This window comes from Leptospira semungkisensis, from assembly GCF_004770055.1.
In the GTDB taxonomy this organism is placed as follows: domain Bacteria; phylum Spirochaetota; class Leptospiria; order Leptospirales; family Leptospiraceae; genus Leptospira_B; species Leptospira_B semungkisensis.
On sequence record NZ_RQEP01000005.1, the window covers coordinates 1 to 25091 of the forward strand.

At 41.9% G+C, this 25091-nt stretch carries 24 protein-coding genes and 1 riboswitch; of the genes, 14 read left to right on the top strand and 10 right to left on the bottom strand.

The genetic code is table 11. The annotated features are described in order from the left end of the window. Nucleotides 1-344: 344 nt before the first annotated feature. Nucleotides 345-1049: a DNA-3-methyladenine glycosylase I gene (locus EHO59_RS00035; protein WP_135583543.1), complete on the bottom strand. Its 705-nt coding sequence runs from the start codon at nucleotides 1047-1049 to the stop codon at nucleotides 345-347. A 215-nt stretch (nucleotides 1050-1264) separates the two neighbouring features. Here EHO59_RS00035 and EHO59_RS00040 point away from each other — a divergent pair, with 215 nt between their 5' ends. The 6 genes from EHO59_RS00040 (at nucleotide 1265) to EHO59_RS00065 (ending at nucleotide 6689) form a co-directional block, all read left to right on the top strand. Next, nucleotides 1265-1720, top strand: a complete 456-nt coding sequence (locus EHO59_RS00040; RefSeq protein WP_135583545.1) for an LIC_11090 family protein — start codon at nucleotides 1265-1267, stop codon at nucleotides 1718-1720. Between the two features lie 333 nt (nucleotides 1721-2053). Beyond that, nucleotides 2054-3343, top strand: a complete 1290-nt coding sequence (locus EHO59_RS00045) for a YncE family protein (protein ID WP_135583547.1) — start codon at nucleotides 2054-2056, stop codon at nucleotides 3341-3343. Next, nucleotides 3333-4490, top strand: coding sequence for a transporter family protein (locus EHO59_RS00050; protein WP_135583549.1), 1158 nt, complete (start codon nucleotides 3333-3335; stop codon nucleotides 4488-4490). The genes EHO59_RS00045 and EHO59_RS00050 overlap by 11 nt, the downstream gene beginning before the upstream one ends. 14 nt (nucleotides 4491-4504) lie before the next feature. Beyond that, a complete protein-coding gene (locus EHO59_RS00055; RefSeq protein WP_135583551.1) occupies nucleotides 4505-4945 on the top strand; it encodes an LIC11213 family lipoprotein in 441 nt (146 codons plus the stop codon). Next, entirely contained in the window at nucleotides 4942-5520 is a 579-nt protein-coding gene (locus EHO59_RS00060) for a YceI family protein (RefSeq protein WP_135583553.1), read from the top strand. Before EHO59_RS00055 ends, EHO59_RS00060 begins: the two co-directional genes overlap by 4 nt. Then, the gene (locus EHO59_RS00065; RefSeq protein ID WP_246052559.1) at nucleotides 5517-6689 is read left to right on the top strand and encodes a DUF5777 family beta-barrel protein; all 1173 of its coding nucleotides are present in this window, start codon (nucleotides 5517-5519) and stop codon (nucleotides 6687-6689) included. Before EHO59_RS00060 ends, EHO59_RS00065 begins: the two co-directional genes overlap by 4 nt. 3 nt (nucleotides 6690-6692) lie before the next feature. On the opposite strand, the gene EHO59_RS00070 is transcribed toward EHO59_RS00065, so the two are convergent. Continuing rightward, nucleotides 6693-7361: a hypothetical protein gene (locus tag EHO59_RS00070; RefSeq protein ID WP_135583555.1), complete on the bottom strand. Its 669-nt coding sequence runs from the start codon at nucleotides 7359-7361 to the stop codon at nucleotides 6693-6695. A 113-nt stretch (nucleotides 7362-7474) separates the two neighbouring features. Here EHO59_RS00070 and EHO59_RS00075 point away from each other — a divergent pair, with 113 nt between their 5' ends. Continuing rightward, nucleotides 7475-7915, top strand: a complete 441-nt coding sequence (locus EHO59_RS00075; RefSeq protein WP_135583557.1) for a carboxymuconolactone decarboxylase family protein — start codon at nucleotides 7475-7477, stop codon at nucleotides 7913-7915. Nucleotides 7916-8054: 139 nt separating this feature from the next. On the opposite strand, the gene EHO59_RS00080 is transcribed toward EHO59_RS00075, so the two are convergent. From EHO59_RS00080 to EHO59_RS00095, 4 genes are all read right to left on the bottom strand, one after another. Next, entirely contained in the window at nucleotides 8055-8978 is a 924-nt protein-coding gene (locus EHO59_RS00080; RefSeq protein WP_135583559.1) for a DMT family transporter, read from the bottom strand. A 1-nt stretch (nucleotide 8979) separates the two neighbouring features. Beyond that, on the bottom strand, nucleotides 8980-10482 hold the full coding sequence (locus EHO59_RS00085; RefSeq protein WP_135583561.1) for a M14 family zinc carboxypeptidase: 1503 nt from the start codon (nucleotides 10480-10482) through the stop codon (nucleotides 8980-8982). A 112-nt stretch (nucleotides 10483-10594) separates the two neighbouring features. Further along, nucleotides 10595-11026, bottom strand: coding sequence for a DUF2147 domain-containing protein (locus EHO59_RS00090; RefSeq protein ID WP_425460191.1), 432 nt, complete (start codon nucleotides 11024-11026; stop codon nucleotides 10595-10597). Between the two features lie 75 nt (nucleotides 11027-11101). Then, nucleotides 11102-11551, bottom strand: coding sequence for a DUF2147 domain-containing protein (locus tag EHO59_RS00095; protein WP_135583563.1), 450 nt, complete (start codon nucleotides 11549-11551; stop codon nucleotides 11102-11104). 213 nt (nucleotides 11552-11764) lie between these two features. Between EHO59_RS00095 and EHO59_RS00100 the strand changes: the two genes are divergently transcribed. The 3 genes from EHO59_RS00100 (at nucleotide 11765) to EHO59_RS00110 (ending at nucleotide 16078) form a co-directional block, all read left to right on the top strand. Then, complete coding sequence (locus EHO59_RS00100) at nucleotides 11765-12919, top strand: hypothetical protein (RefSeq protein WP_135583565.1); 1155 nt, start codon at nucleotides 11765-11767, stop codon at nucleotides 12917-12919. A gap of 111 nt (nucleotides 12920-13030) precedes the next feature. Beyond that, nucleotides 13031-13915 carry a formylglycine-generating enzyme family protein gene (locus EHO59_RS00105; protein WP_135586355.1) on the top strand — a complete coding sequence of 295 codons (885 nt, stop codon included), beginning with the start codon at nucleotides 13031-13033 and terminating at the stop codon, nucleotides 13913-13915. A gap of 69 nt (nucleotides 13916-13984) precedes the next feature. Continuing rightward, the gene (locus EHO59_RS00110) at nucleotides 13985-16078 is read left to right on the top strand and encodes a PP2C family protein-serine/threonine phosphatase (RefSeq protein WP_135583567.1); all 2094 of its coding nucleotides are present in this window, start codon (nucleotides 13985-13987) and stop codon (nucleotides 16076-16078) included. 38 nt (nucleotides 16079-16116) lie between these two features. On the opposite strand, the gene EHO59_RS00115 is transcribed toward EHO59_RS00110, so the two are convergent. Both EHO59_RS00115 and EHO59_RS00120 read right to left on the bottom strand, forming a co-directional pair. Further along, on the bottom strand, nucleotides 16117-17034 hold the full coding sequence (locus tag EHO59_RS00115; RefSeq protein ID WP_210413012.1) for a hypothetical protein: 918 nt from the start codon (nucleotides 17032-17034) through the stop codon (nucleotides 16117-16119). A 246-nt stretch (nucleotides 17035-17280) separates the two neighbouring features. Beyond that, complete coding sequence (locus tag EHO59_RS00120) at nucleotides 17281-18306, bottom strand: radical SAM protein (RefSeq protein ID WP_135583571.1); 1026 nt, start codon at nucleotides 18304-18306, stop codon at nucleotides 17281-17283. A gap of 194 nt (nucleotides 18307-18500) precedes the next feature. Between EHO59_RS00120 and EHO59_RS00125 the strand changes: the two genes are divergently transcribed. The 3 genes from EHO59_RS00125 (at nucleotide 18501) to EHO59_RS00135 (ending at nucleotide 21227) form a co-directional block, all read left to right on the top strand. Next, on the top strand, nucleotides 18501-18686 hold the full coding sequence (locus EHO59_RS00125) for a hypothetical protein (RefSeq protein WP_135583573.1): 186 nt from the start codon (nucleotides 18501-18503) through the stop codon (nucleotides 18684-18686). Between the two features lie 254 nt (nucleotides 18687-18940). Further along, nucleotides 18941-19156: a hypothetical protein gene (locus EHO59_RS00130; protein WP_135583575.1), complete on the top strand. Its 216-nt coding sequence runs from the start codon at nucleotides 18941-18943 to the stop codon at nucleotides 19154-19156. Continuing rightward, a complete protein-coding gene (locus EHO59_RS00135) occupies nucleotides 19116-21227 on the top strand; it encodes a PP2C family protein-serine/threonine phosphatase (protein WP_135583577.1) in 2112 nt (703 codons plus the stop codon). Before EHO59_RS00130 ends, EHO59_RS00135 begins: the two co-directional genes overlap by 41 nt. On the opposite strand, the gene EHO59_RS00140 is transcribed toward EHO59_RS00135, so the two are convergent. Further along, the gene (locus tag EHO59_RS00140) at nucleotides 21224-21955 is read right to left on the bottom strand and encodes a hypothetical protein (RefSeq protein ID WP_135583579.1); all 732 of its coding nucleotides are present in this window, start codon (nucleotides 21953-21955) and stop codon (nucleotides 21224-21226) included. The two genes, EHO59_RS00135 and EHO59_RS00140, sit on opposite strands and share 4 nt — an antisense overlap. 53 nt (nucleotides 21956-22008) lie before the next feature. Beyond that, nucleotides 22009-23604 (bottom strand): phosphomethylpyrimidine synthase ThiC, encoded by a 1596-nt coding sequence (gene thiC / locus EHO59_RS00145; RefSeq protein WP_135583581.1) that lies wholly within the window; start codon nucleotides 23602-23604, stop codon nucleotides 22009-22011. A gap of 123 nt (nucleotides 23605-23727) precedes the next feature. Then, a riboswitch (TPP riboswitch) is annotated at nucleotides 23728-23823 on the bottom strand. Between the two features lie 337 nt (nucleotides 23824-24160). Here thiC and EHO59_RS00150 point away from each other — a divergent pair. After that, nucleotides 24161-25051, top strand: a complete 891-nt coding sequence (locus EHO59_RS00150; protein ID WP_135583584.1) for a porin OmpL1 — start codon at nucleotides 24161-24163, stop codon at nucleotides 25049-25051. Nucleotides 25052-25091: the final 40 nt, after the last annotated feature.

Below are 25091 nucleotides of genomic sequence, written 5' to 3' on the forward strand. Positions count from 1 at the left end.
ATATTGTAGAATGAGTGTAGCTAATTTGTTTTCTTAGTGTTCGAGATTATTATATCAATGGCGAACTCATCACCACCGATTAACCTCAGCTAATAAAAAATTTAATTTCTCATTCGCAGTTATTAAGTTGTAAAAGAACTGATTATTTGCCTTGGCGAGTCTTTGTTTTTGAGGGAGAAGGCTCTCCGTCTTTTAAACTCGCTTCCGCTTTGCCGGCGATCTCCCATACGGAAAAGGCCGTAAAAACCAATGTAGGGAATTGAGCCACCCGGTCAATGAAAAACCTACATAATTCTGTACATTTTTTTAAAAAGGAAATCTCCGGAGAAGGAGCTATTTTCGAATCAATACTCTTCTTCCATATCAACTGAATAGTTTTCGCCGATGGAAAACGCGCAAATTCGAGATAAATGAGTGTACGACAAGCCAGTTTCCTCAGCCCAAGCATTGAATTGTTTCTGGATTGCTGACATATCTTTTTTGGATTTTCCAGTGGAGGACAAAGGAAGGCCTATATCACGTAAACATAATATAACATCTGAAGATAAAATAAAAGAATCTCTTCCTACAAAACGCAAGAAGTACTGCCCCGTGTTTCCGCCCAATCTGGATCCATGTTTGGATAGAAAATCCAAAAGCCCGACCTGATCTTGAATAGGCCAATCCGACAAAAATTTTCCGAAACTACCATGTTCGCGGGCAATATCCACGACGAACTGCGCATTCTTTCTCACTGCTGAGATCTTTTGCGCATTGCGAATGATCTTCTCATCCGATTCTAAGCCGTCCCAAAATCGATTTGGCTGCTTGAGTAATTTTGCAGGATCGAATCCTAAGAATGCCTCTTCAAAGCCTGGCCATTTATTTTCTACAACCTTCCAAACAAAACCAGCCGAAAAGATCCGCTTTGACATTTCGCTGAGCACTCGATCATCGGAGAGACGAGCAAGTTTGCTTTTAGGACTTACTTTAGGAAGAAGAGTTTGTAGGATCTTCTCCCCGCCTTTTCTTTTGGCTGCTCGTTTTTGGATCTTGTCAAAAGAGATCATTTATACTCCTAAACACAAACGATATGTTCGTAAAAGAATATGTCAGTGAAAAGTATAATACGTATTTATAATATTATTTTACTCAAGCGCTCTGCATGCGACAGAAGTAAATTAATTTCGAGGGAAAACAGTTTCGTATCATTAATCAGTATCTCGAACCGAAGACCGCGCTTATTCTAATTGACCCTCATGAAAATGGCCAGAACGCTGGTTTTATGGCACCCTCGATCCTGAATCGGGTCTTTATTCTGGTTCTCACCCTTCTATTTGGTGCCCAATCCGTCCATTCTGCCTTTCTATCTGTAGAGATAGAAAATATGATCTGCACTTGCAATCATGGATCCTCTCAAGAAAGTCATGCGGTTAACCCGGAGGATGCTTTTTTCAAGAAGGGAGATCATTCTAAGCTAAGCCATTCTTCCGATCATAAAATGTCCAAACTGCCGAATTGTCATTCAACTACCGACAAGACGGATGTCCATACCTGTCCTTGCAAAAAGCATGATAAGGCTTCTCGGGCGAGCGTTTCCTCTTCTACGTATATTAAAGAAATCATATATTTGAAATTGAATCCTGACTATTCTGAGTCGGACGCATTTATAGATCCAAATTCCGATTTAGCCAAAGGCTATTTTCCCGATTTCCTCAAACCCCCGAAAACAAACGAATAAAGGCTAAAATAGGATCCTTCCGAGTCCTATTCAGGAGTGGCAACTTCTAACGTCGACCCGTTAGTAGACCACTCTAAGGCGAAGAATATTCGGAAATCTTATCGAGCTATACGGTTCTTCTGTTCCGCGTATCTAAAAGTGGAGGCGGCCCAAGGCTCATTCAAGATTTCCTGTTTCTACCTAGCTATTCTACCGGAACGAATTCGCAAAGAATGAAATACTCTGGTGAATATTATGTTATTCAAACGGACAATTGTATGTATTACATTTTTGTTATTCATACTGAATTGCACTCTTTCAAAGGATGAGGGATATAATCAAGGCGTAATGGCCATGAACATATTCGCTTCTACACAGACCCAGGCGATAGCTTACGCTTCCAACGTTGGGGGAAGTTTCGGGGTAAATGCCGTAAGTGCTTCTTTCGCAGGGAAGATAAGTGTTTATGATCAGATACAGTCCTTAGGTATGCCTACCGGGATACTTGCGACTGACGTAGGTTCCGGACATATTCTTACTTCCATTCCTGGGAACAATAGCGTCCAGGTCCTGGATATCAGGAAATCAAATGCTATATTAAAAACACTGAATGTAGGGACTAAGCCTGGAATGATTTCAGTGGATCCTGCTAACACGGATCATAATTGGCTTATGAACGATGGAGACGGAAGCGGAGCAGATCCGATCCTCTGCCCCGGCCAACCGAGCAAGGGATCATTTACTGTGATCCACGATAGTACGGATCCCGTAATTATCAGCGATATTCACACTTCTATTTGTATCGGGTTAGGTCCTCACTCAGCGGCTTCTCAAACAGTGAGCCCGTTTCTAGCGATGATCACAAATCAGGGCGATAATACGATCAGCGTTGTTGATAACGATGAAGACTCGGCTACATTTCTAAGCGCAAATCTCTTAAATACGATTTCGCTCTCTGGAACCCCGAAAGGTATCGTTTATTCTAAATATACGAATAAGTTTTACACGTATCTAGCTTCCGGTTCCGGTAGCATTGCAGTGATCGATCCGACGGGCAACGGAAATACCGGAGCCTTAGGCACAAGCATAAGCAACGTAGGAACAAAGTATTCTGTATTAAAGATCGATTCTTCCGGACGTTATCTGCTTCTTTCAGGAACAGATACATCCACTTCTCCCAATAAGGGGCTTTTGCTTGGGGTCGATCTTCATACGGGAGCCTTGGGAACTCCGATCTCTGTTTCAAACATAGGGTTCTCGGATATCCAAGAGACGCCTGACGGCAAACATTTGTTAGTTGCTTCTGCTTCTACAGATTCGAGCACTGCAACGGATCTGCTTTATGTATATAGTACATCGAGCCTACCGGATTTGAGCCTGATCAAAAGCATTCAAGTCGGAAGCACGAATCAGTCTTATCGTACCTTCTCGATGAATTCTTCGGGAACTTCCCTTATGGGGGTCTTCGTTCCGAATTATACGGATGGCACGATCACTGTTCTAAGTGCAGGCTTGGATCCGATCCAAACCCTTTTAGTCGGAGGGAATCCTACTTATACCACCGTTTATTCGATGGGTGGAGGATCTTCGATGGGGCATATGCACGGCGACATGGGCGATATGGGTAGTATGAATGGGTTGTAAGAGATCCTTCCTATTATTCTTTCTTCTTCTTTGTTTTATTCATTCTCCGCTGTTTTCGCAAGGAGGGATTTTCGATTCTCCTTCCGAGCCTGAAAAACCGCAAGAGGAGGAGAAGGACCATAAGGTCCATAAAAGTTCCGGTAAGGAAGAGCATAAGGATGATCATTTGTTGGAAGCTCCTGCAAGCTTGATGGGTACGCATATTCATCAACCCGGAAAGATAATGGTAGAATATCGTTATATGCTAATGAATATGCAAGGCCTGTACAGCGGAGGGCAAACGATCAGTCCGATGTTTCCTTTGAACCTTCCCCACGCAACCGGTGCAAATGGAGGAACCGGAGGAAATTCCGGATCTAGCACATACATGATGGTTCCTCAGAGAATGATGATGGAAATGCAGATGGCAAATGTAATGGCCTCTATAACCGAGAACCTTTCCGTCATGGTCATGATTCCGTATGTTCGGAACAATATGGAGATGCTGAATGGAGGAACTTACTTAAAGTCCTATATGAGCTCTAAAGGGATCGGAGATATACAAGGGCAACTAACGTATAGATTCGTAAAAATGGAACATCATAATCTTTTGGTCAACTTTGGACTTAGCCTTCCTACCGGTTCCGTCGACCAAAGGGATTCCATGGGACAGAGCATGGGAATGATCCAAGCCAAGGTTCCCTATAATATGCAACCTGGAACTAGGACTTATAATCCATCTCCGGGACTCACTTATACCGGTAACTCGGGTGGATTCTTTTGGGGTTCTCAATTCTTGGCCAATCTTCGCTATGGAAAGAATGATAACGGATATAGATTCGGAAATCGTTATGAAGCATCTCTCTGGGCTGGGTTCAAGATCTTGGATTGGATGTCCCTTCTCGGAAGAATTCAGTACCAGAAATGGGACAATATCACAGGAATTGATAAAGCACTGGATCAAACCATGGATCCCCAGAACGATCCGAATCTTCAAGGAGGAAGAAGAGGTCTCGTATTTGCGGGAATGAATATTAAACTTCCTTTTAGTTCGGAAACGGAAACAAGGATCAATGTGGAATATGGAACTCCTTTTTACCAACATCTGAACGGTCCTCAACTCGGAGCTAAATCAGTGTTCAACCTGACGGCTCAATTGGTTTTCTAATCGGGAGAAAAATCGTGGAACAAGAAATGATGAGACAAACAAAAGAACGATTCATTCGATACGGAGCCATCGCTTTGCTTCTATCCTATTGTTTCTTGTTTACGAACTGCGAGAACTCGGGTGCGGATCAAAAAAGAGATCCGCATCTATATAGCCTTCTCTCTACAAGCATCCCTACAACCTTCGTTTGCGCGGATCCTCAACCTGCATTTGCAAGTTTGAATCAACAAGGAGCGATCATTGCCTCTTGCGGAAGTTGCCACTCTGGATCTACTATCAATGGTGGCGTAGATGTAACCAGTTACTCTTCTCTAAAATCCCAAACCGTTTCCGGAAATGCGAGCATGAGCGTTTTCTATAGAGTATTGCTTCCTGGCAATATAATGTCCCAATACACTACATCTGCCTTAAACCAAGCAGTCTATTGCTGGATCCAAGGAGGAACCAATCCATGAATTATAAAAATAGAAAGTTCCTTCTTCGGAATTCTTTTCTGATCTTATTGGCTCTTGGTATCACTTCCAGACAGGCTGCGGAGAACAAGACTGTACTACCAAAGCTCAAGATTTCCGAAGGAAAAGTTCTTTTTAGAAGCGAAGCACCTCAGGAAGAGATTTACGGAAGCGGTAGCTCAGTTTCGGGAGAAGTCGATCCTCAAACAGGATCCGTTCAAATCTTTATAGATATCCGAGACTATAAGACCGGGAATCATCTTAGAGATGCTCATATGCACGAAAACTATTTGGAAAGCGATCTCTTTCCCAAGGCTTCTTTTGTAGGAAAGATCTCTTCTTATGATCCTCAATCCGGAAAAGTGGCTGCCTTAGGAACTTTTCAATTCCATGGACAGCAAAAGGAAAATTTCAAAATAGAAGGCATCCTTTCCCCTGAAAATAGAAAGTTCAGGCTCACTTCTTCCTTTTTCATTCTACTCGAAGATTATAAGATAGAAATTCCAAAACTTCTAATATTCAAACTAAATAATAAAGTAGAAGTAAAGACCGACTTCCTGCTGGAACCGTCCGAATGAAACCAAGCTTCTTTTTTAGAATAATATTTTTCTTAACTGTTCTATTCTTAAGCAAATCTGCATTTTCTCAGAATCAGTCTAGCGCGTTCATGAGCCCTACTCTGATCAATATGCCTTCTACGGAGAACGTAGGATATAAGAATCTGGATCTAAGATTCAACCACAGGTTTGGAGACGCGCAGAACGGATTCAAGGATTTGTTCGGATTGGATTCCGGTGCCAATATATTGATCGGTGGAGATTACGGGATCACGGATAAAATCTCGATAGGTGTCGCAAGGATCTCGGATAATAAGACGTACGAATTTAGAACCAAGGCGAGACTTCTTACCCAATCGCAGAGTTCTCCCTTTACGGTTTCTTTCTGGGGCGTAGCATCTCAGGACACGGATCGACAGGTGGTTCCGCTTACCCCGAATATACAGATCCCAAGTACAGGAATGCCCGCAGTGGATTCTAAATTACAGCAAAACTTGAACCAATACGTTTTGAGTGACAATGATAAGCGAAGTTATATGGCCTCTATCCTGATCTCCAGAAAAGTGAACCAATACTTCACTCTCCAGATATCTCCCACTTTCGTTCATCGGAATTTCGTAAAATCAACTCTGGACAATGATCGCTGGGGAGTCGATGTGGGAGGAAGGCTAAAACTATTCAGAAGAGTAGACTTCACTTTTGAAGCGATCTTTACTAAACAGAGAGATTATATCGGGACCGACTATGCATCTGCGGATAGACAATCCAAGATCGACGGATTTCAAACATTGACCGGAGACCAGATCAACGCCAACTATTCCCTACCGAAAGATCTCGCCGCAGTATATTTACAAAACGTAATATTAGATAAACCTGTCCAACATTATTCCGTTCCTCTCAGCTTCGGTGTAGACTTCGAAACGGGAGGCCATGTTTTTCAACTTTTCATAACGGATACAAGAACTCTTTCTCAAACTAAGTTGTTGAATGGAGGAGACTTCGATTTCAACAAGAGGCAATATTCCGTCGGATTCAACATACACCGAAATTTCTCTTTCGATGAAGACAGTAAGAAAAAAGAATGGGACAGTCCGAAAAAAGAAGACGACATACAGAAGAAGGAACCTTCCCTTCCTTCCGGCTCCGAAAATCCTTCGGATAAAAAAGAGGAGAAGGAACCGCAATCTTAGATCTTATTTAAAGCGACTCAAAAATTCAAAGGCCATCTTATATCTATCTTCACTACTTTTCTTTGTAGGCCCATGTATTTGCTCATACAATATTTCTAATCTTTTAACAATAAGTATCGTTGCATCAAGAAGTGGAATTAACTCCAAGCGGTTTTGAGAATACTTGCGAAGCTGAATATTTACGTATTCAGGTAATATTTCTATTTCAGTGTTTTTTAGATTTAAAAGGGTTGTGGCGACTTCTTCATCAACGAAAATTTGAAAAAGTTCTTTGGGCTCACAATCAGCATCATACTCTTTATCAAGAGTCAAGATCCATTCAGGAACACCCTCTAAAGTAGGCTGCTTATATTTCTCTTTTCGAATGGATCGTGGAAGTAATAAACCAGCAAAAGGAGACGAACGACGTCGCACTTTTACAGATGTTAAAAAAACTGCTGGTTCTAATCTACCAAAGAAACCAATTTCTACTGCAAATCCTTTCCAAACTCCAATTGCCCTCTGCGCAACATCGGGTTGCCCGATTACCTCTCCATCATCAAGTAGCCCAGCAAAATCATTCAAAATTCGGGTGTCTCGTTTATTTGAACTTTTACTTAAAAAGTGAGTCAAGAGATACCATAAAACAGCTCCCGGTGCTATAACATAGAGGAGAAATTCGGATTGAGTCATTCTTCAAAATTACCTAAGTAGCAAAGGAAGGGAAAGTAACTTTCCGTCACAAAAATTTTCGTACGTGTCACAAACCAACTATAGAAGCGTCTTCCTTTTAAAAGAGGAAATTAATGAGCACCAGATTTAACTACGCCAAAGTCTATCCACAAGTCTTAGAGAAAATGCTAGAGATGGAAAACTTTGCTAAGAGCACAGGGATCGAACCCAAACTCTATGAATTGATCAAGATCAGAGCCTCTCAGATTAACGGATGCGCATTTTGTTTGAACATGCACACTGTAGATAGTAGAGCCTTGGGCGAAGAAGAAAGAAGGATCTACCTTCTAGACGCTTGGAGAGAAACCACATACTATACCGAGAAAGAAAAAGCTGCCTTGGAATTAACCGAGTATGTGACAAAGATCTCCGAAGCAGGAGTCCCCGACGAGGTATATGACAGAGTCAGAAAGCAATTCGATGAAAAGGAAACGATCGGTCTTGTGATCGTGATCAATACGATCAACTCTTGGAATCGGATCGCAATCTCTACGAAAATGATGCCTCCAGCTTAAAAAAATTCTACTTAGTTTAAAAACACATGCGTGCCTCTTTCAGATGATATCAATGCTTGAGGTACGTATGAAAACAAAAACTACTCTGACTTAGTTTCCATCTCCGTGATTCTTCCTTTCTTGGAAAATTAAGAAATCTTTATGCGACACTTCTCTCTCTACCTAAAAGTTCCGCCAATACAACTCCTGTGAGAATCAATCCACATCCTAATAATCCAGTCCCATCCAGAGTCTCGTTCAAAGTAAAATACGCCAGAATAGCGGAAAAGACTGGTTCCAACGAAAAGATCAATCCCGCCCGAGTAGGAGAAATTCCCTTCTGGTACTTGGTCTGAAGAAATGTAGTTCCTACAGAAGAGATCAAAGCATTGTATAGCAACGCAGGCATGACCTTCTCATCCAATCGAACGAATAAGGGTTCAAATCCGCTCCAATCCAAAAGGAACGCCAGACCGAAAGAAAATACGCTCGTAACCAAGGTCTGAGAAAGAAGAAGAATATCTAAAGGACAAGATTTACTCGCCTTATCCACATAAATAATATAGAGAGAAAAGAAAAATGCGCCGCAGAGAGTAAGCACATCTCCCAAGCGAAATGATATTACGAATTTATGATCCTCAGTCCATTCTGAGGAAAGAAAGAAAAGCCCGAGCATGACCACGATCACACCCAGAAGATTTCCAGAGTTCGGCGTCTTCTTCCAGAAAATAGTCTGCAAGATAGGAGTAATCACAACCAAGGTTCCGGTCAGAAATCCGGACTTGGTAGCAGTCGTATATTTCAACCCGATAGTCTCAAAAGCGAATCCCAGAAACATCCAGAACCCTAAAAGAAATGCCAAGAAATAGAGACCCTTATTCTCTTTTAAATTGGGAAATCGAGTACCTTCGGACCTTTGCTTTATAAAAATATAAATTAGAAATACTAGATAAGCAAGGGCAAATCTGATCCCAATAAATAGACAGGAAGAAACGGAAATAAGACTCAGCTTGGTTGCGGAGAAAGTGCCTCCCCAGATCAGAGTGCAAAAAATAAGCGCGAACTCGTTTCGATAGCGGTTCATTTCAATCCGCCGGATGGATTTTCTTCATTACAAGATCCACTGGTCTCCAGAATTTCCAAGTATTTCCTTCCCAATAAAGTGTTTCATACCCGTCTTTTTGGACCCTTACCCTAATTTTCTTCATGTATGGAAATGTTTGAAAAAAGATCCCATCCTCTTTTCGAGAGTTTCTGGTTTCTCCATGATAGAAGTTTAAGTTTTCGTAAATTATATTCGCTGACAATGGATGACCCGAATCGTCTCTTACCTTGAAGTATAACTTATTTCCTTCTAGTATTTCCTCTAAAACCAAGCTCCATGCAGGACGCAATGATTCCATGATCTTTGCAACATCGGCATAAGGCGGATTTAAATGAGAAGATTCCAATAAATAGGCCAATGTTCCGTACTTAAAGAAATAATAATCCTGATCGACTCCATCCACTCCATAGATATTCTTTCTCGCGGAGAATTTTCTCACTGGGTTCTTACTCTCCACCGCACTCGCAATCCTTTCTCCCAAGTCCCATACAAGATCCGGTTCCGGATTCACAGTACCGTCTATCGTATACGGCACCAATAAACAATTCGCAAATGCATGATAACTGATAGAAGCTGCAAATCTCTCTTTCTCCGCTAAAGACATCATAGCCTGGGTCTCGGGCTCAGAGGCAGGAAAAGGACCTCTATAAAAAACACTACTAGGCACCGAGGAAGTTTGATTGGACTTGGTCTTTCCCCATTCAAAAGGATAATTGCGATTTATATCCACGCCCAAATGTTCCTTATCGGAAAAAGGTCCTCTTCCGTTCTTTCTTCCCATAGCTAAATTCTCATGCCAAAAAATACGAGAACCGTCCGGATTCACGATAGGCACCACCCAGATCTTTAGTTTGGAAAGAAGGTCGGCATTCTTTCTCTTAAATACAAGTATCTCGTAAATCACATCATAACAATGTTCGATGGAAACCACTTCATTAGAATGATGAGCGCAGTTGAATAGAACTGAGATCTTTTTTTCGTCTGGAACATGAAGATCCGTCAGAACGATTGCAGGAATCTCTCTCCCGCGACTCGATCTTCCTATAATCCTAAAAGAAGAATGATCCGGAAATAATCTGCTCACCCAAAACAGATAATGAGAATTTAATACATTATCCTTATAGCCCTTCCTAATATCGCCTAACGCAAACACCGATTCGGATAAAGCGTCCTGATAATTCCCCGAATAATATTTAAAAGGCAAACTTCTAGAGATGCTGATCCCTTCTCTCGGAAATCCGTAGAGTTTCAGCTCTTCCTTAGGAAGTACCGCATACGAAACGTCTTTTTCCATATACGAAAAAGGAATCTTCCCTTCTGTGATCCTTTGGAATTCATCCTTATAATTCTTTTCGATCTTAAGAAGAGCGTTGTAAGCCGGATCATTTAAAGGCCTAGCGGGAATGGTCTCTCGTAGAGAACAAGAGAGTAGAAACGCTTGGAAACAGAATAAAGAGAAAAAAAACCTAACGAAACCGGACACTGTCGTAAAGTTTTAAGAGAAGATAGAAGAAGAAAAGAAAGAATTCTATGTGATCTTAGAATTTCATCGGATGGAAGATCCTAATAAGAATTCCACCCGACCAATCTTAAGATTATTTTTTGACCCAAAACTGAGAGCGACCTATAAGAGAAAAGCCCACGTATCCGCGTACTTCTAATTTCTTGCCGCCTTCAACAGCTTTCAAATTGCATTTGTACCAAACACCATCATTCGGATCCAAAATGCGTCCTCCGGACCATTTGTCTCCTTCTGGACCAAGACCTTTTATAATGACCATGCCGAGTACTGGCTTGTCTTTTTCAGGTCCGTCACATTCGGTGCAACGAGCAGGCTTTCCGTCCTTATCATTCGGATCGACCAAGCTTAGTATCTTTCCGTAGATCTTTCCACTTTGTTCATAGATCTCTACAGTAGATTCTTCTTTTCCGTTGTCGCTGAACGTTCTCCAAACTCCTGTTACTGGAGCAGGATCCGCAGACAATCCGACATACGCGAAAAGAAATAAAAGGGATAAAATAGACAATCGGATTCTCTTCACGAACTACCTCTTATATATTAAAATGAAACGGGGAAGACTTTCCCCGTTCGGATCGAATGATTATTTCTTCATCCAGGTTTGGGTTCTTCCGATCAGGGCAAATCCGATAAACCCACGAACATTTAATTTCGCACCGCCGTCTACGGCCTTTAATTTACATTTATATGTTTTACCGTTGTTCGGGTCCATAATAGTCCCTCCGGTATATTCGTCACCATCAGCGCTCAAACCTTTGATGATTACTAAACCGACAACAGGTTTGTCTTTGTCAGCACCTTCGCATTTGGTACAAACTTTCGGTTTTCCGTCTTTGTCGTTTGGATCTCTTAAGCTTGCGATCCTACCGTAGATCTTTCCACCTTGCTCATAAACTTCTACTGTGGACTTCTCTTTGCCGTCTTCGTCATCAATGGTCTTCCATTTTCCGACCACAGGAGCTGGATCTGCAAACGCCGATTCACCCACTAAGAAAGCCGCCAAAACGACAAATAGAACGAGTGATTTTCTCATCTTAGATTAACCTCATAACGTTTCTGTTGAAATCGGTTATATTTCGTGCGAATTAGGAGCTAGCAAGCAACTTTCTACAATAGCCTTTTTTTGCTAGAAAAATAGGCCCTTTTCTCAGAGGGAAATTTGGATTTTTTAATAGAACATGGTCGCTCATTGGTTAATATAAGTAAATAGCCTAAACATTTCGGCATATCCGGGACAAATATATATATGCATTCAAGGACTAATATCCTCTTTATTACAGCCTCCCTAATTGTAGTGACTTCTTCTTTTACTACTTCTTGTACGAACAAAAACAAGGGCTCCAATCAGGACACAAAACTTGCATTAGGTCTGTTGGCCCAAAACGATAAGGTGGGCGAAGCATTAACTTCCGCATTCGATCCGGTTTCCGGTTCTATGGAAGGCTTAAGCGGGGAAGGTGCTTCCACCGCTCTCTACAGAACCAAGCCCGCATTCGGAGAAGAGATTACTTCTACCCTTTATAAACTTTGGCAGAAGGGACCGAGCCTGGGAGAATTGCAGGCTTACAATATCTCTTTCGATTGTTTGGGAGGAGGAGACTACCAAAGACAAGTCTACTCTACCGACGCAAACGCATACGACTTCATCGATTATTTCTTAAATGGAAATACTCCTTCTTCTTCTTTCTTTGTTTCTAAGAATTTTCAGAACTGTCGCTTTCTTCCCTTCACTAGTTGGCAGATAGACGGTGTCTCCGAAAGTATCTGGAGTGGTCTCTCTTCATCTTCTCCTTTTGTTCAGAATGGAACTGCTCTGCAGATCGGGATCAATCGAACAATAGAGAATTCGTCTAGAGGATTAACATATAAGGTCACAGGGACAGGTTCTGCTCTTACATACGGTGCAGGAACTCCTACTACAAATCTTGCCTACTCTCTTACTTGGAATAATATTCTTACAGGAAAGATGTCCGGAGTCTCTTCTTATTCTCAGGATGTTTCCGTACTAAGACAGGCGTATTCCGGATCGGATCTAGTCTATTCTCATGCCATCACTACTCCTAGTTCTTTGCAATATGGAGCGGACAAGAACAGCTCGAATCCTCTTTCTTGGTACAGACTTTGGAGTGCCGGTTCGATCCAAGTGCAACATGTAGAGGAAAATTTTACTCTCACAGTTTCCGTCACTTCTATCGTGAAATGGAAATACGTGGATTGTCTTCCTGAGTCTGGAGAAGTTTCCTTCACTCTGAGCGGAAGTCTGACAGGTTCGGGAGTTATGAGCTTTAACAACGGATCAGGGCATTATTCGTATGATGTGACCGACGCAGACGGAAATTCTTCCTCCGGAAACGGATCAGTGGACTTCTCTTCCTGCAGTGTTCCTCTCATACTTCTTTAATTCTCAGCAAGAATTCAAAAAATAGAATGGGTTCTCCCCCGAATTTTTCTCTTGCAGAAGTAAGAGGTGGCAAGAAATATCTTGAGAAGAGTGCCTTCTTTTCTCCGCCAAATGAATTCTTTTCGACCGATTCATTTTACTTTCCTAATTCTCTCTCTCGCATTCCTACTCGCACCTCATCTTTTAGGAGCCCCCGACCCTAAGAAACCTTGCTACGGAAAAAGGACCAAAGGAATGCAATGCATTCCCGCAGGAGAATTCATTCGAGGAAGCAACAAGTACGATACGGATGAAATGCCGGAGCAAAAGATCTATATCAGCGATTTCTTCATGGATCTATACGAGGTCACAAACGAAGATTTCAGTAGATGTATCGAAGACGGATCTTGTAAGGAATGTCTGTACAATGGGACCTGCGATACGATTGGTCCCGCTTACGGTGAAATTTATTTGAAGCCAAAGCAACCGGTACTCGGAGTGAGTTGGTATACCGCAAAAGAATATTGTGAATGGGCAGGCAAACGTCTTCCCACTGAAGCAGAATGGGAGAAGGCAGCCCGAGGTCCCAAAGGCAATCTCTATCCTTGGGGAAATAAGACCGCAAATTGCAAGCTCGCAGTCATAGAAGAAGGCAATCGAAAAGGTTGTGTTTCCAGAAAATTAAATCCTCCGAATCTAATGCCTACTGCCCCGGTTGGGTCGAGACCGGCAGGAGCTTATGGCTTATTCGATATGGCAGGCAATTCTTGGGAATGGGTCCAGGATTGGTATTCGGAAAGTTATGCGGCATGTGGAGAAGCTTGTAGCGGAAAAGACCCCAAAGGACCTTGCAAAGGCGAGGAATCCTGTCCAGGTTTCACCAGAAAGACCTTGAAGGGAGGCTCATGGTGGTGGCCTGCAGAATATGCAAGAGGCTCCAAGAGAAGGTCTCATCTTCCCCAAAACTTCCCTGAATACCACCATTTCGGATTTCGTTGCGCCAAAGATCCGGGCTAGTAAAAAGCTTTGCCAACCTGAGGCAGGTCCGGAAAAAAATACGTAATAGCCTAAAAAGGCTTATGCGAAATGAAAACGAAAACTAATTGGAAACGACTCGTTTCTGGGTCCGTGCTATCCCTTTGTGGAATAGCACTCTGCTTCGGCTTAGAAGCCCAGGAACCTAAAACACTTACCACAAAATGGGACCCGGCACATGGTCCCTATGAACTTTCGGACTGGGTCTTTACTCAATTGCCGATCGGATCTCCTTTAACCAGAGCATTCGCGTTCGAAAAATTCCAAGATCCGAATCTCAAAGATCTCAAATCGAATTCGCTTAATGCTCCGATCCTTTCTCCGTCTCGGATAGGAGAAATGGACCGCTTCGATAAGGATTCTGCTTACGTATTCCTTCACTCCATAAAGAAGAAGAAAGAAGACGAAGATATATTACTTTCTGCTTATATACCTTTCTGTCCTTCCAGATGCTTCTTTAGTGTGCAATCCAAGGGGCCCAATGAAACCATAGTTCCTTCCGAACTCTGGGAATCCTCAAAACCTAGGATCGTTCCGATCGCTTCTCAAAGTGAAGAGATCGTTCTGGCGCTTTCTCTCTTTCCGTTCGAAGGCCCAAGAAACATCATGGGAAACCCGATCCTTGGAACAGTCTCAGAGATCCAAACCGTTTATCTATTAAAAGCTCTCCGAGTATTGCTATTCAGCGTGTTGGAATTATTTTCCTTCGTATTCTTCGCCTTCATTTATATCAGAAGAAGAAGCGATAAGTTCAATCTCTCCTTTGCCTTGCTCAATCTTTCTATGGCGATCTGGTATCCTTCGTATGAAGGCTGGACCCAGTATTTAGTGGATTCGCCTTGGACCTGGGTCATCTTCGGATATTCGTTAGGAGCATTTTTACCGATCCTGTTTTACGAATTTACGATAGGGATCTTTCAGGCGCCTGTAGGACGCTTCGGAAGATTGCTCCAATTTTTATTCATCCTTCTTACGATCTGGCCCACTCTGGAATTTGCGATCACTGGAGGACATGCCTACTTTGGAAAAATAGCATTTCAAACTTTCTTAATAGTCTTAGTATTCTTTTACGGAAATACTCTCTACATATTCTATAGATACAGAAGATCAAGCGTACTTTCGTATCCTTGGGTAGTATCAGGACTGATCTTAGTCGCAATCTCTTCCTTTTATACGGTTCTGAGCTTTGCAGGATTTAGCAAGTCCCAACCTTGGGTAAACGAAAGCTTCTTAGGTTTGACCTTATTGTTCAGTCTCGCCTTAGCAAAAAGATACGCAGAAGTATTTCGCGCCTTAGAGAAATCACAACTCAAACTGAAATTGCTAAACGAATCTTTAGAATCCAAAGTAGTAGAAAGAACCAGGATCATAGAACTCCAAAAAGCAGAGTTGATCCAAAAGGGAAGGATCTTAGAAAAAGATCTATCGATTGCCGGAAAAATACAAAACGCATTATTGCCTAGAGAATTACCAGTTATCTCTAATGTAAGTATTTCTTATAGATACTTACCCATGATGGAAGTGGGAGGAGATCTTTTAGACGTATTATACGATCCTAAAACGAACTGCCTTGGAATGTTCATAGGAGATGTAACAGGACACGGAGTATCGGCGGCGTTACTCGCATCTATGCTCAAGATGACATTAGGGGAATGGTCCAAAAGATTACAGGATCCTTCTTCACTCCTATTGCATATTAGAGAACAGTTCGAAGGAAAGTTAGACGGTCATTTCATTACGGCTACGCTAGTAACTCTAGATCTGAATAACGGCCATGCTTTGATTGCAAACGCAGGCCATCCGGAATGTTTGGTTCTTAGAAAACAAGGTCTAGTAGAATTTTATAGACCCAAGGGAGTCGCAATTTACGAAGCAATTCCTACGACATACCAAACCGAAGCAGTCGAACTTTCTCCTGGAGATAAGATCGTATTATATACGGATGGGATCCCGGATTCCAGAAATTCGAATGGAGAATTCTTTGGAGAAGATAGACTCGCCGATCTATTCAAACGAAACTCCGAATCTCCTCCGGAAACGCTTTGTGATTTTGTAATCAAGGGAGTGCAATCCTTTCAGGGAGAATCCCATTTGCAAGACGATATGGCGCTACTTGTAGTAGAGTTCTTAGGAAAACCAGAATAGAAAACGAAAATTGCCCGGCAAAAATTCTAAAAAAGATCTCAAGCCGGGCTATGCTCTGAGATCCTCAAAGACTTTAAGGATTCTGAATATTTCTCCAAATGCAATTCGTCAGCCATTCTCGCAGAATCACTTAGATATGAATTCACCAAATCAGAGACCTGCTTTTCTAATTGGATCTCTTTGAAAAAATGCAAGATCTCTTCCTTCTTCTCTTTTCCCCATTCGGATCTTTTTTCTTCCGGAAGAAAATATACCATAGAGGAAAGTTCCTCGTTTTCCAGATCATCATTTAGGTCCTGGTAATCGTCCAAAAGTCTCCAAGAAATCCCAAAAGACTCATACATTTTCAAGACCAACTCAGCCTGGTCCCTAGAAAAATAAGAACGAGCCAATAGATATGGCTGCAAAGACCAAGTAGCCATCTGAGATCTGAATCGATTCAGATGTGCATCCAGATTTTCCAAAAGAGAAGAATCACTGATCGTTTTAAAATACTTATCTACGAATTCTTCAGAAATGGAAACACCACCATGGATCTCCTTTCCAAACAATTTACTCGACTGAGCATATCTGCTCCAAGCTTCGGTTCTCAATTGCAGTATCGTATGATTGGCCTTTATGGAGCCATCGGCAAGATGATCATCTAAAGAATGTAATAGTAGAGCGCAAGAATGAGACTCTAGCAAAAGGGTCAGCCAAGAATCTTCCCAAGGAAGTGCTTGGGCGGATTCATTTATCCAATATAGGATAGAATAGCTCGGCCCATAGTATCTTCTTAAAAAATCAAAGCCACCAATTAGGCTGCTTTCTGAGTATTTGTATAAAAAAAGTACAGCTTCCGTTCTAAGAGAGACTGGTAGTCCGTAACAAAGGCTTAAAGTAGACCGATTCAATAGTTTACAAAAATCTTTTTCCTCTTCTGAGGGATCTTTGCTACCAAACTCTAGCCTTTGCATGACCACACTCTGGACAAATTTCTTTTTTTTTCCATTTCTTTCCCATTTTAAACGAAATTTTTGTTAGAATTAAGTTGCAAAAAATGGAATATGAATTCCTGAAAATCCTCTTTTGGGATTTTACATTCCGATAACGTGCTCTATTCGATTTTTCATATATGATGCTCAGTCGAACACTTGCTTGTTTTATTATGTCCCAGCAATTGAACATTGGTCCAGGGACGAATGGATTTAGTTATCCATACGTTATGTACGTTCTATTGACATCTCTTCTTGCAAAAGGCTTAAGACCCTTTTACAATATAGCTCTTTTGAATCATCCATATATGGCAATGAAGGACGAGGATTCCCTGCCCTTCTACATTGATTCAAAAAATTGCAAGTAGGACATATCGAATCGTCATCGCGAGTTCTTTCCTTGTAGCTCTCGGAACCCAAGATTTCCTGAAAAATCCCAGACTTGAAATAACCATACTCGGCTCGAGAAGAATGAGAGTTCGTGATCTTTTCGTCTACAAGCACCACGAATCTACCTTCTCCTTCGATATTGGGGGAATACGGGAGATACGGAAGTCCTATCTCTTGAGCAACCACATTCGATAAAGAATTATCTAATATATAAATAGGATATCCGTACAAAGCAAGCATGGCGGCGCTTCTAATCATACTGATAAAATCCTGAGGTGTAAGCAGATCCTCGCTTACATCATAAAAATCGTCTTCGACTCTGTGCAACTGGATCAAAGTCAATCTATGCAACTTTGGAAATCGAGAAAAAAGAGAATGAGCAAACTCAGGCAAGAGGGGAAGGAGACGTTTGCCCACCACAGCGAATATCTCAACAGAGAGCCCGAATTCCTGAGCGTTTTGTATTCCTTGGATTGCTGAGTCATAGCTTCCCTCTCCACGAGAAGCATCATGGATCTCTGAATTTCCGTTCAAACTAATCGTAAGACTGATCTTATCCCCATAAGAGGCGACCTTAGAGCAGAACTCACGCGTTAGATGCCCTCCGTGAGTATTAAAAAAAAGACTTTGGTAACCGATACGAAAGGCAAAATCCACAAGAGAGAAGAAGTCTTTCCAAAGAGTGACCTCGCCTCCGGTTAAATGTAGTTTTTTGAAACCGGCAAGAATACCTTCTGTAGCGATCAGTTTGGCTTGATCCAAGGAAATACTATTCTTACTTTCCAAGGCAGCTAACGCGAAGCAATGATCGCATCTAAGATCGCATTTAGTGGTCAGCTCGATAGTTAGCCATTGAAGGTTCAATTTTAAATCTAAAAGGTTCCCGGAATTTTAAATATCTACGACAGTATGAAACAAAAAGCTTTGAATTTAAGGAGTTATTAAAGTTAGCTTCCCTTTGGCTTCAATATAAAAATATGACAAATATACAATATTTTTCTTGAACACTTTTTCCCAAAGAACATCATGAACCATCTAATCTTTGTAGGGTGAAAGATTTGAGAACATTCCTAGACTTCATTCATTCCGAACATGCAAACAAGACCCAATTCACGAATGTCGTGCAAAAATTGGATCCAGAATCTATGAAAGCCTGGTTTGAAAATAACGGATACGAAGTCTCCAGTTGGGAATGTGCCAAGGTGATTGAAACATACAAATCAGAATCCGGACTCGCTATCTAAGTATTCTATCCTTTTCGCCTTCCCTCTTTGGCTTTTCTCAAGATAAATGGTTGGATTCCTATACGGAATAACGTTAAACGAACTCTTCAACCAGTTTGGAAGCAGAAATAAATTTCCCGGAATGTTCTGATTTTTCAAAAATTTCAGTTGCATTTTACGGCTCGAGGACTATTAACTTTTTCTCAACCTATCTATAACGAAATCGAAACCATTTTCGTATATTAGAACATTAAAAAAAAAGAAGGACACGCTCCATGGCCACATTCGTGAATTTTATTGCTGATGCCGCTGCAGACCCTGCTCTAGCAAAAGAAGCGGTGCAAGAGATCAACAACGGAAACTCCCAGAGCCTCCAAAGCTTTTTCTCAAAAAAAGGCTATAATCTTTCCATCGAAGAATGTGAGACATTGATCAAAAACGCTCATCACATTGGACAAGAGAAGCTTACAGAAAACGTACGTTCTTATTAAATATCTAGTCTGCCTTATTCTATTCTTTTCCTTCTTCTCTATCTCAAGCGAAGAGGCAAAAGAAAGAACGAGTTTTGGAAGATACGAATTCACAGATCCTCTAATACCAATTAAGCTGCATAAAGAATGGAGATTTTCCTCTCAGGATAATCCCTCAAATTCTCAATCAGAATTAGATGATTCCACCTGGTTCCCGCTCGCAACAAACGACGAATGGAACCGTCACCCGGAATTCGAAGAACACCATGGGATAGGCTGGTACCGTTCCCGCATCCATATCTCCGAAAATGCTCTGCATCCGGGGTTAGGACTGCTCATGCCAGTCCGTGCATTCGGATATGAATTATTCTTAAATGGTAAGGAGATCTACTCCTCTGAGTTTGATCCGAATACGAAATCATTCAGCAAGAATAACGCAAAACCAGTCCTCATTCCGATCCCCGATGAGATATTAAAATCGGGAGAGAATTTCATCGCAATTCGAGGTTACTCGGAAGATAATCTTTCTTCTTTCGAAGGAGATATTTTATTCGGGAGAACCTTGGACCTTTCGCAGGAACAAAACTCCAGAACGATCCGCATCATCTCGATCATTGCAGTTCAACTCTTTCTATTTGTTTATAGTTTAGTTCTTTTTGCCAATAGAAGGAACGAGGCCTATTATCTTCATTACAGTTTGTTAAATATCCTCTTAGCACTGTGGCTTTTAGGGTTCAAAGGATATATAAGCCTAATCACAGAATCCAAGACATATTATATTTATTGTACATTTATCTCAGCGATGCTAATCAACCTTTCCTTATTGAGGTTCGTGTATACTTTCTTTTCGCAAAAAAGAGATAAAGCCCATGACGGGATCGTATTCTTTTATACGTTAATCGTGTCCGAGATCTTAATAGAGTATTGGTTTACCGGATCGATTTTGTATTTCATGAAATATTTATATGATCCGTTTATCGCTTCAGTCCCGCTTACTCTCCTATTTCTAATCTACAAAGTAACTTACTTTTCCATCAAAAAATATGCATTCGCATTTTCCTTGCTCATTGCTCTTCTTGCAGTATTCGCTTTCTTTGTTCACGGGATCTTTATTTTCACAGATGTTCTTGCGGACGACCCTATGGTAAATGAAGGCTTCTTCGTGATGAGCCTGATCTTTTCGTTCGTTCTTGCTAAGAGATATTCTAATACGTTCCATACTCTTGAGTCCACGCAAGCCTCTCTAAAGTCTTTGAATGAATCCTTAGAAACAAAGGTGATCGAAAGGACCCAAACGATTGCCGCTCAAAAAGAAGAGATAGAGCAAAAGACAAGGATCCTAGAAAGAGATCTAGCGATCGCGGCAAAGATCCAATCTTCTCTTTTACCTTCCGATCTACCTAAGATTCCTAATATTAGATTGGCTTATAGATACGAGCCTATGTTAGATGTGGGCGGAGATTTCGTAGATTCAGTAGTAGACAGAACAGGAAGAGCTATCGGAATCTTTATCTGCGATGTAACAGGCCACGGAACAGGAGCCGCAATGGTAGCTTCTATGGTGAAAATGGCTCTTGCCGATTGGACTGATTATCTAAGTGATCCAGGGCATATGCTCACCAAGATGAGAGCCCAATTGATCGGAAAGTTAAACGGAAATTTTTTAACCGCCACGATAGCTACCTTCTTTCCGGAAACAGGAAGATTGCTGATCGCGAATGCAGGTCATCCGGAGACAGTAATCCTTCGCAGAAATTTTCCTAAACCGGAATTGTTTCGTCCTTCCGGAATGGCGATCACTGAGCTGATGAAGACTCCTTATCATACGGAAATTACCGTCATGGGACCTGGAGATAAATTGGTTCTCTACACTGACGGTCTTCCTGAGGCGAGAAAGCCTAATGGCGATTTTTACGGAGATGAGAAGTTCTTAGAATTATTAAGCGAATGCGCTGGTTTAGATCCGGATCCTTTTTGTTCTACGGTTATACAACAGATCCGAAGCTTTACCCAAGATAAGAACAACTCTCACGACGATATGGCAATGATCGTCTTGGAATATTTGGGCAAGGCGGAAAATATTACCGCTTAGATCGCGATACCGAACAGAAGTTGCAATTGAGCTCCATACGGATTCGTATGTTGCTTCGCTTCTTTCGCAGGCTCATTCCAATCTTTTTGAAATTCACGAGCATCCCAGGCTGCATTGCTATCGTAGGCATCCCTTACAATATGAACGGGACGATTCGGATAAAACAATATATTTGCTCCCATGTGAATAAAGAAGCCGGAAGGAAATATATATCTAAACCCGGAACCTGCAGAAACATAAAGTTTCTGCTGAGAAACGTTCCAAGCATAATCTGTATAAATTCCTGTAGGATAAAGAGTCTCGGATTTTCTCTGCTTTTCTAGATAGCTTTCGACCCCTACTCCTCCCGCAAAATAGTACGGACTTGAAAAAGGAAACCATTCCAGTTGGATGCTTGTTTGTCTCTGGATCTTTTCTGAATTCACCAGTGTGAAGGTGCCCGATAAATTTGTTTGCACCCCGCTTAGATCTAAATCGAATCTTTGGATCTGTCTTTGCTCTTGCCATTGTAAGGAAAGAGCCAGCTTCGAAGAAAACTGATACCCAGCTCCGAACCAACTCAATCCGTTTGCCGTAAAACCTCCCGCAAATATCTTACGTTTCGCTCTTCGATCTGCTTGTTCCAGTTCTCCCGGGATGGGAGGAAGTTCCTTTTCCTGTGCATAAGAAACACTGGAAATTAGAATTAAAAAAGCGATCCAAGATACTTGCAGAAGGTTTTTTTTCATAGAATAGGTCTCAAGTCCGAGCCAGGATTCAATCTTTCAAAAGAAAGGTCAAGCTACTCGGAAGAAACATATACATCTGCGCCTTTTCTCAGGAATTCTTCGGATTTTTCTTTCAATCCTTCTTCCATCGCTTCTTCGCTAGAGATTCCCTTCTCTTCTGCATACTTTCTAAGTTCCTGTGTCAAATGCATGGAACAAAAATGAGGCCCGCACATAGAACAGAAATGTGCAGTCTTCATTCTATCTTGGGGAAGTGTCTCGTCATGAAATGACTGAGCAGTATCAGGATCCAAAGATAGAGCAAATTGGTCTTCCCATCTGAATTCAAAGCGAGCCTTGCTCAATAAATCATCCCTTTGCTTTGCACCAGGATGTCCCTTAGCCAAATCCGCCGCGTGTGCTGCGATCTTATACGCGATCACTCCTTGCTTTACATCCTCTCTATCAGGCAAACCCAAATGTTCCTTTGGAGTTACATAACAAAGCATCGCAGTTCCATGCCAGCCTATCATAGCCGCACCAATGGCAGAAGTGATATGATCGTAACCGGGAGCGATATCCGTGACAAGAGGTCCTAACGTATAAAATGGAGCCTCCTTACAGATCTCCATTTGCAGATCCACATTCTCTTTGATCTTATCCAAAGGAACATGTCCGGGCCCTTCTATCATTACTTGAATATCTTCTTTCCAAGCGATTTGGGTTAATTCTCCGAGAGTCCTAAGCTCTGCAAACTGAGCCTCGTCATTCGCATCCGCAATGCTTCCAGGTCTCAAACCGTCTCCCAAGGAGAAGGAAACCCCGTATTTCTTCATGACCTTGCAGATCTCTTCAAAGCCGGTATAAAGAAAATTCTCTTGATGATGAGCAAGGCACCATTTTGCGATAATGGAACCTCCCCTCGAAACGATACCGGTCACTCTCTTCGCAGTCAGAGGAATGTATCTCAGCAGAACTCCAGAATGGATTGTGAAATAATCCACACCTTGTTCCGCTTGCTCTTCTAAGGTTTCTAAGAACACGGAAAGACTCAGATTCTCTGCCTTCCCTTTTACTTTTTCGAGAGCTTGGTAAATAGGAACAGTACCGATTGGGACAGGAGAATTTCGGATAATCCATTCTCTGGTCTCGTGGATATTCTTTCCGGTAGAAAGATCCATCACCGTATCAGCTCCCCATTTTGTCGCCCAGCGTAACTTCTCCACTTCCTCTTGTATGGAAGAAGAAAGAGCCGAATTCCCGATATTCGCATTGATCTTGACTAAGAAGTTTTTGCCGATAATCATCGGCTCCAATTCTAAGTGATTCTTATTGGAAGGAATGATCGCTCTTCCCCTCGCAATCTCGCTTCTTACAAACTCAGGATCCATTCCTTCCCTAAGAGCGACGTATTTCATCTCTTCGGTTATCAATCCTTGCTTTGCGAAATGCATTTGAGAATGGTTTTTGACCGGATTCTGACCGGATTCTCTGGCTCTTACCCATTTTTCTCTGAGCTTGGGAATTCCTACTGTCCAGTCGGAAGGATTCCAGCCGTCTTTCCAGGGACCTTCCGTGCTATAAGCGCTGTAAACAGTGCCATCGGTTAATTTGATTTCTTTTCTTGGGATCTCGAACTCGGAAGAGACCGTCTGTTGATTGGATTCCATAACTTACTCCCTATGTTGAGGGGAATATCCGGAATCATGATCTAGGCAGAAGAAGAAGGATTCGAAAAAAGTTTATGCGAAAATTGTAATCTTCGGGATCCGTTACTTACGAAAACCAAATAGACTTCTTTCTTTCCGTTTCCCTTCGCAGGCATTATCCTGATCAGGTTCCGGGGACTCTCTCAGAGACGAATGTTCGTCCCACCCCCAACGGTTCCTTCCAGTAGATTCCGTGTTACGGAACTTGCAAGGAGTTTTCATATTTGAAAATTTGAATGAAAAAGACGAACTATCGTTCGTTAGTTTGTCACGAAAAAATACATTCTAGTCACAGGATCGGTTTTGCGGCGTTAAAATTCCGGCGCTATATTATTTTATCTAACTATTGTTCAAAATAAAATCTGATCTAACGGGACTTTTTTCTCTTACTCAGAATATCTGTTTGACACTCAGGTCCCGATCGTTAGAGTCCTGTCCAATGCTTGGCCCAGTATAGACATAAAATGGTTCAAGTGAAAATCTCTCTACAATACGAAAAGTTTAAGGAGCTATTTAAATGGTTCGTAACATTACGAAAGCTTTGTTAGTTTTCGCCGTCCTGTCATCTACTGCCGGCTTAAGCGCAAAGAGCTATGTCACCGGAGGTTTGGGACTCCAATTCGACTTAGGAAGTTTGGGGCAAACAATTGCAACAGACGGTTTGGATGCATCTAGCAACTACTCATCTACTGCAACAGATGGTACCCCAGGTATTTTGCAACGTCGTGCAATCATTCCTGAAAACAGATTGCTAACTCTGCAACATACTACTGATGGTTTGATCAAAACCAAAGCAAATGGTGCAATGTCCGGTATTGTGATGTCCTTAGGATATGAGCAAGACTTCGGAAAGGCTTTCTTCTGGAGAGTCAATGCGCACTACACTCGTAAAGTGAGCGGCGGTCAAACTACTGCGTCTTTCTTAGGATATCAGTTCTATGATATCACTTGGGATTACAACGCTGTTCAAATCCCTGTCAACGTAGGTATTAAACTTTCTGCAACTGAAGATACATCTTTCTATATCGGTGCAGGGGTTCACTACTACAAAGGTGGATGGAGCTTAGCAGGAAGCAACAGAACAGAAGACGTTCACCAATTCTTGTCAACTGTTCCAGGCGCGACTCAATTGAGCAACCTGGTTGCTGACGGAACTTCTCCTGTTGCAAACTGGGAAAACACTCGTTTCTCCGTTGCAGGATTCGCTCCGAACTGGGTAATCGGTGCTCAGTCCAGAATCTCCGACAAAGGGCACGTTTACATGGAAGCTGAGACACTGTATTCCTTCAAATACGGTATCGCTCACCCATCTTCTTTGGGTGGTGCTTTAGGACTCGCTCCGAGCGTTGCATATCCTATCGTATTGGGTGGAACTCAATACAGATTCGGATACAAGCACGAAATCTAATCATTAGATTTTCATAAAGTGTGTAAAGGCTCTCCGAAAG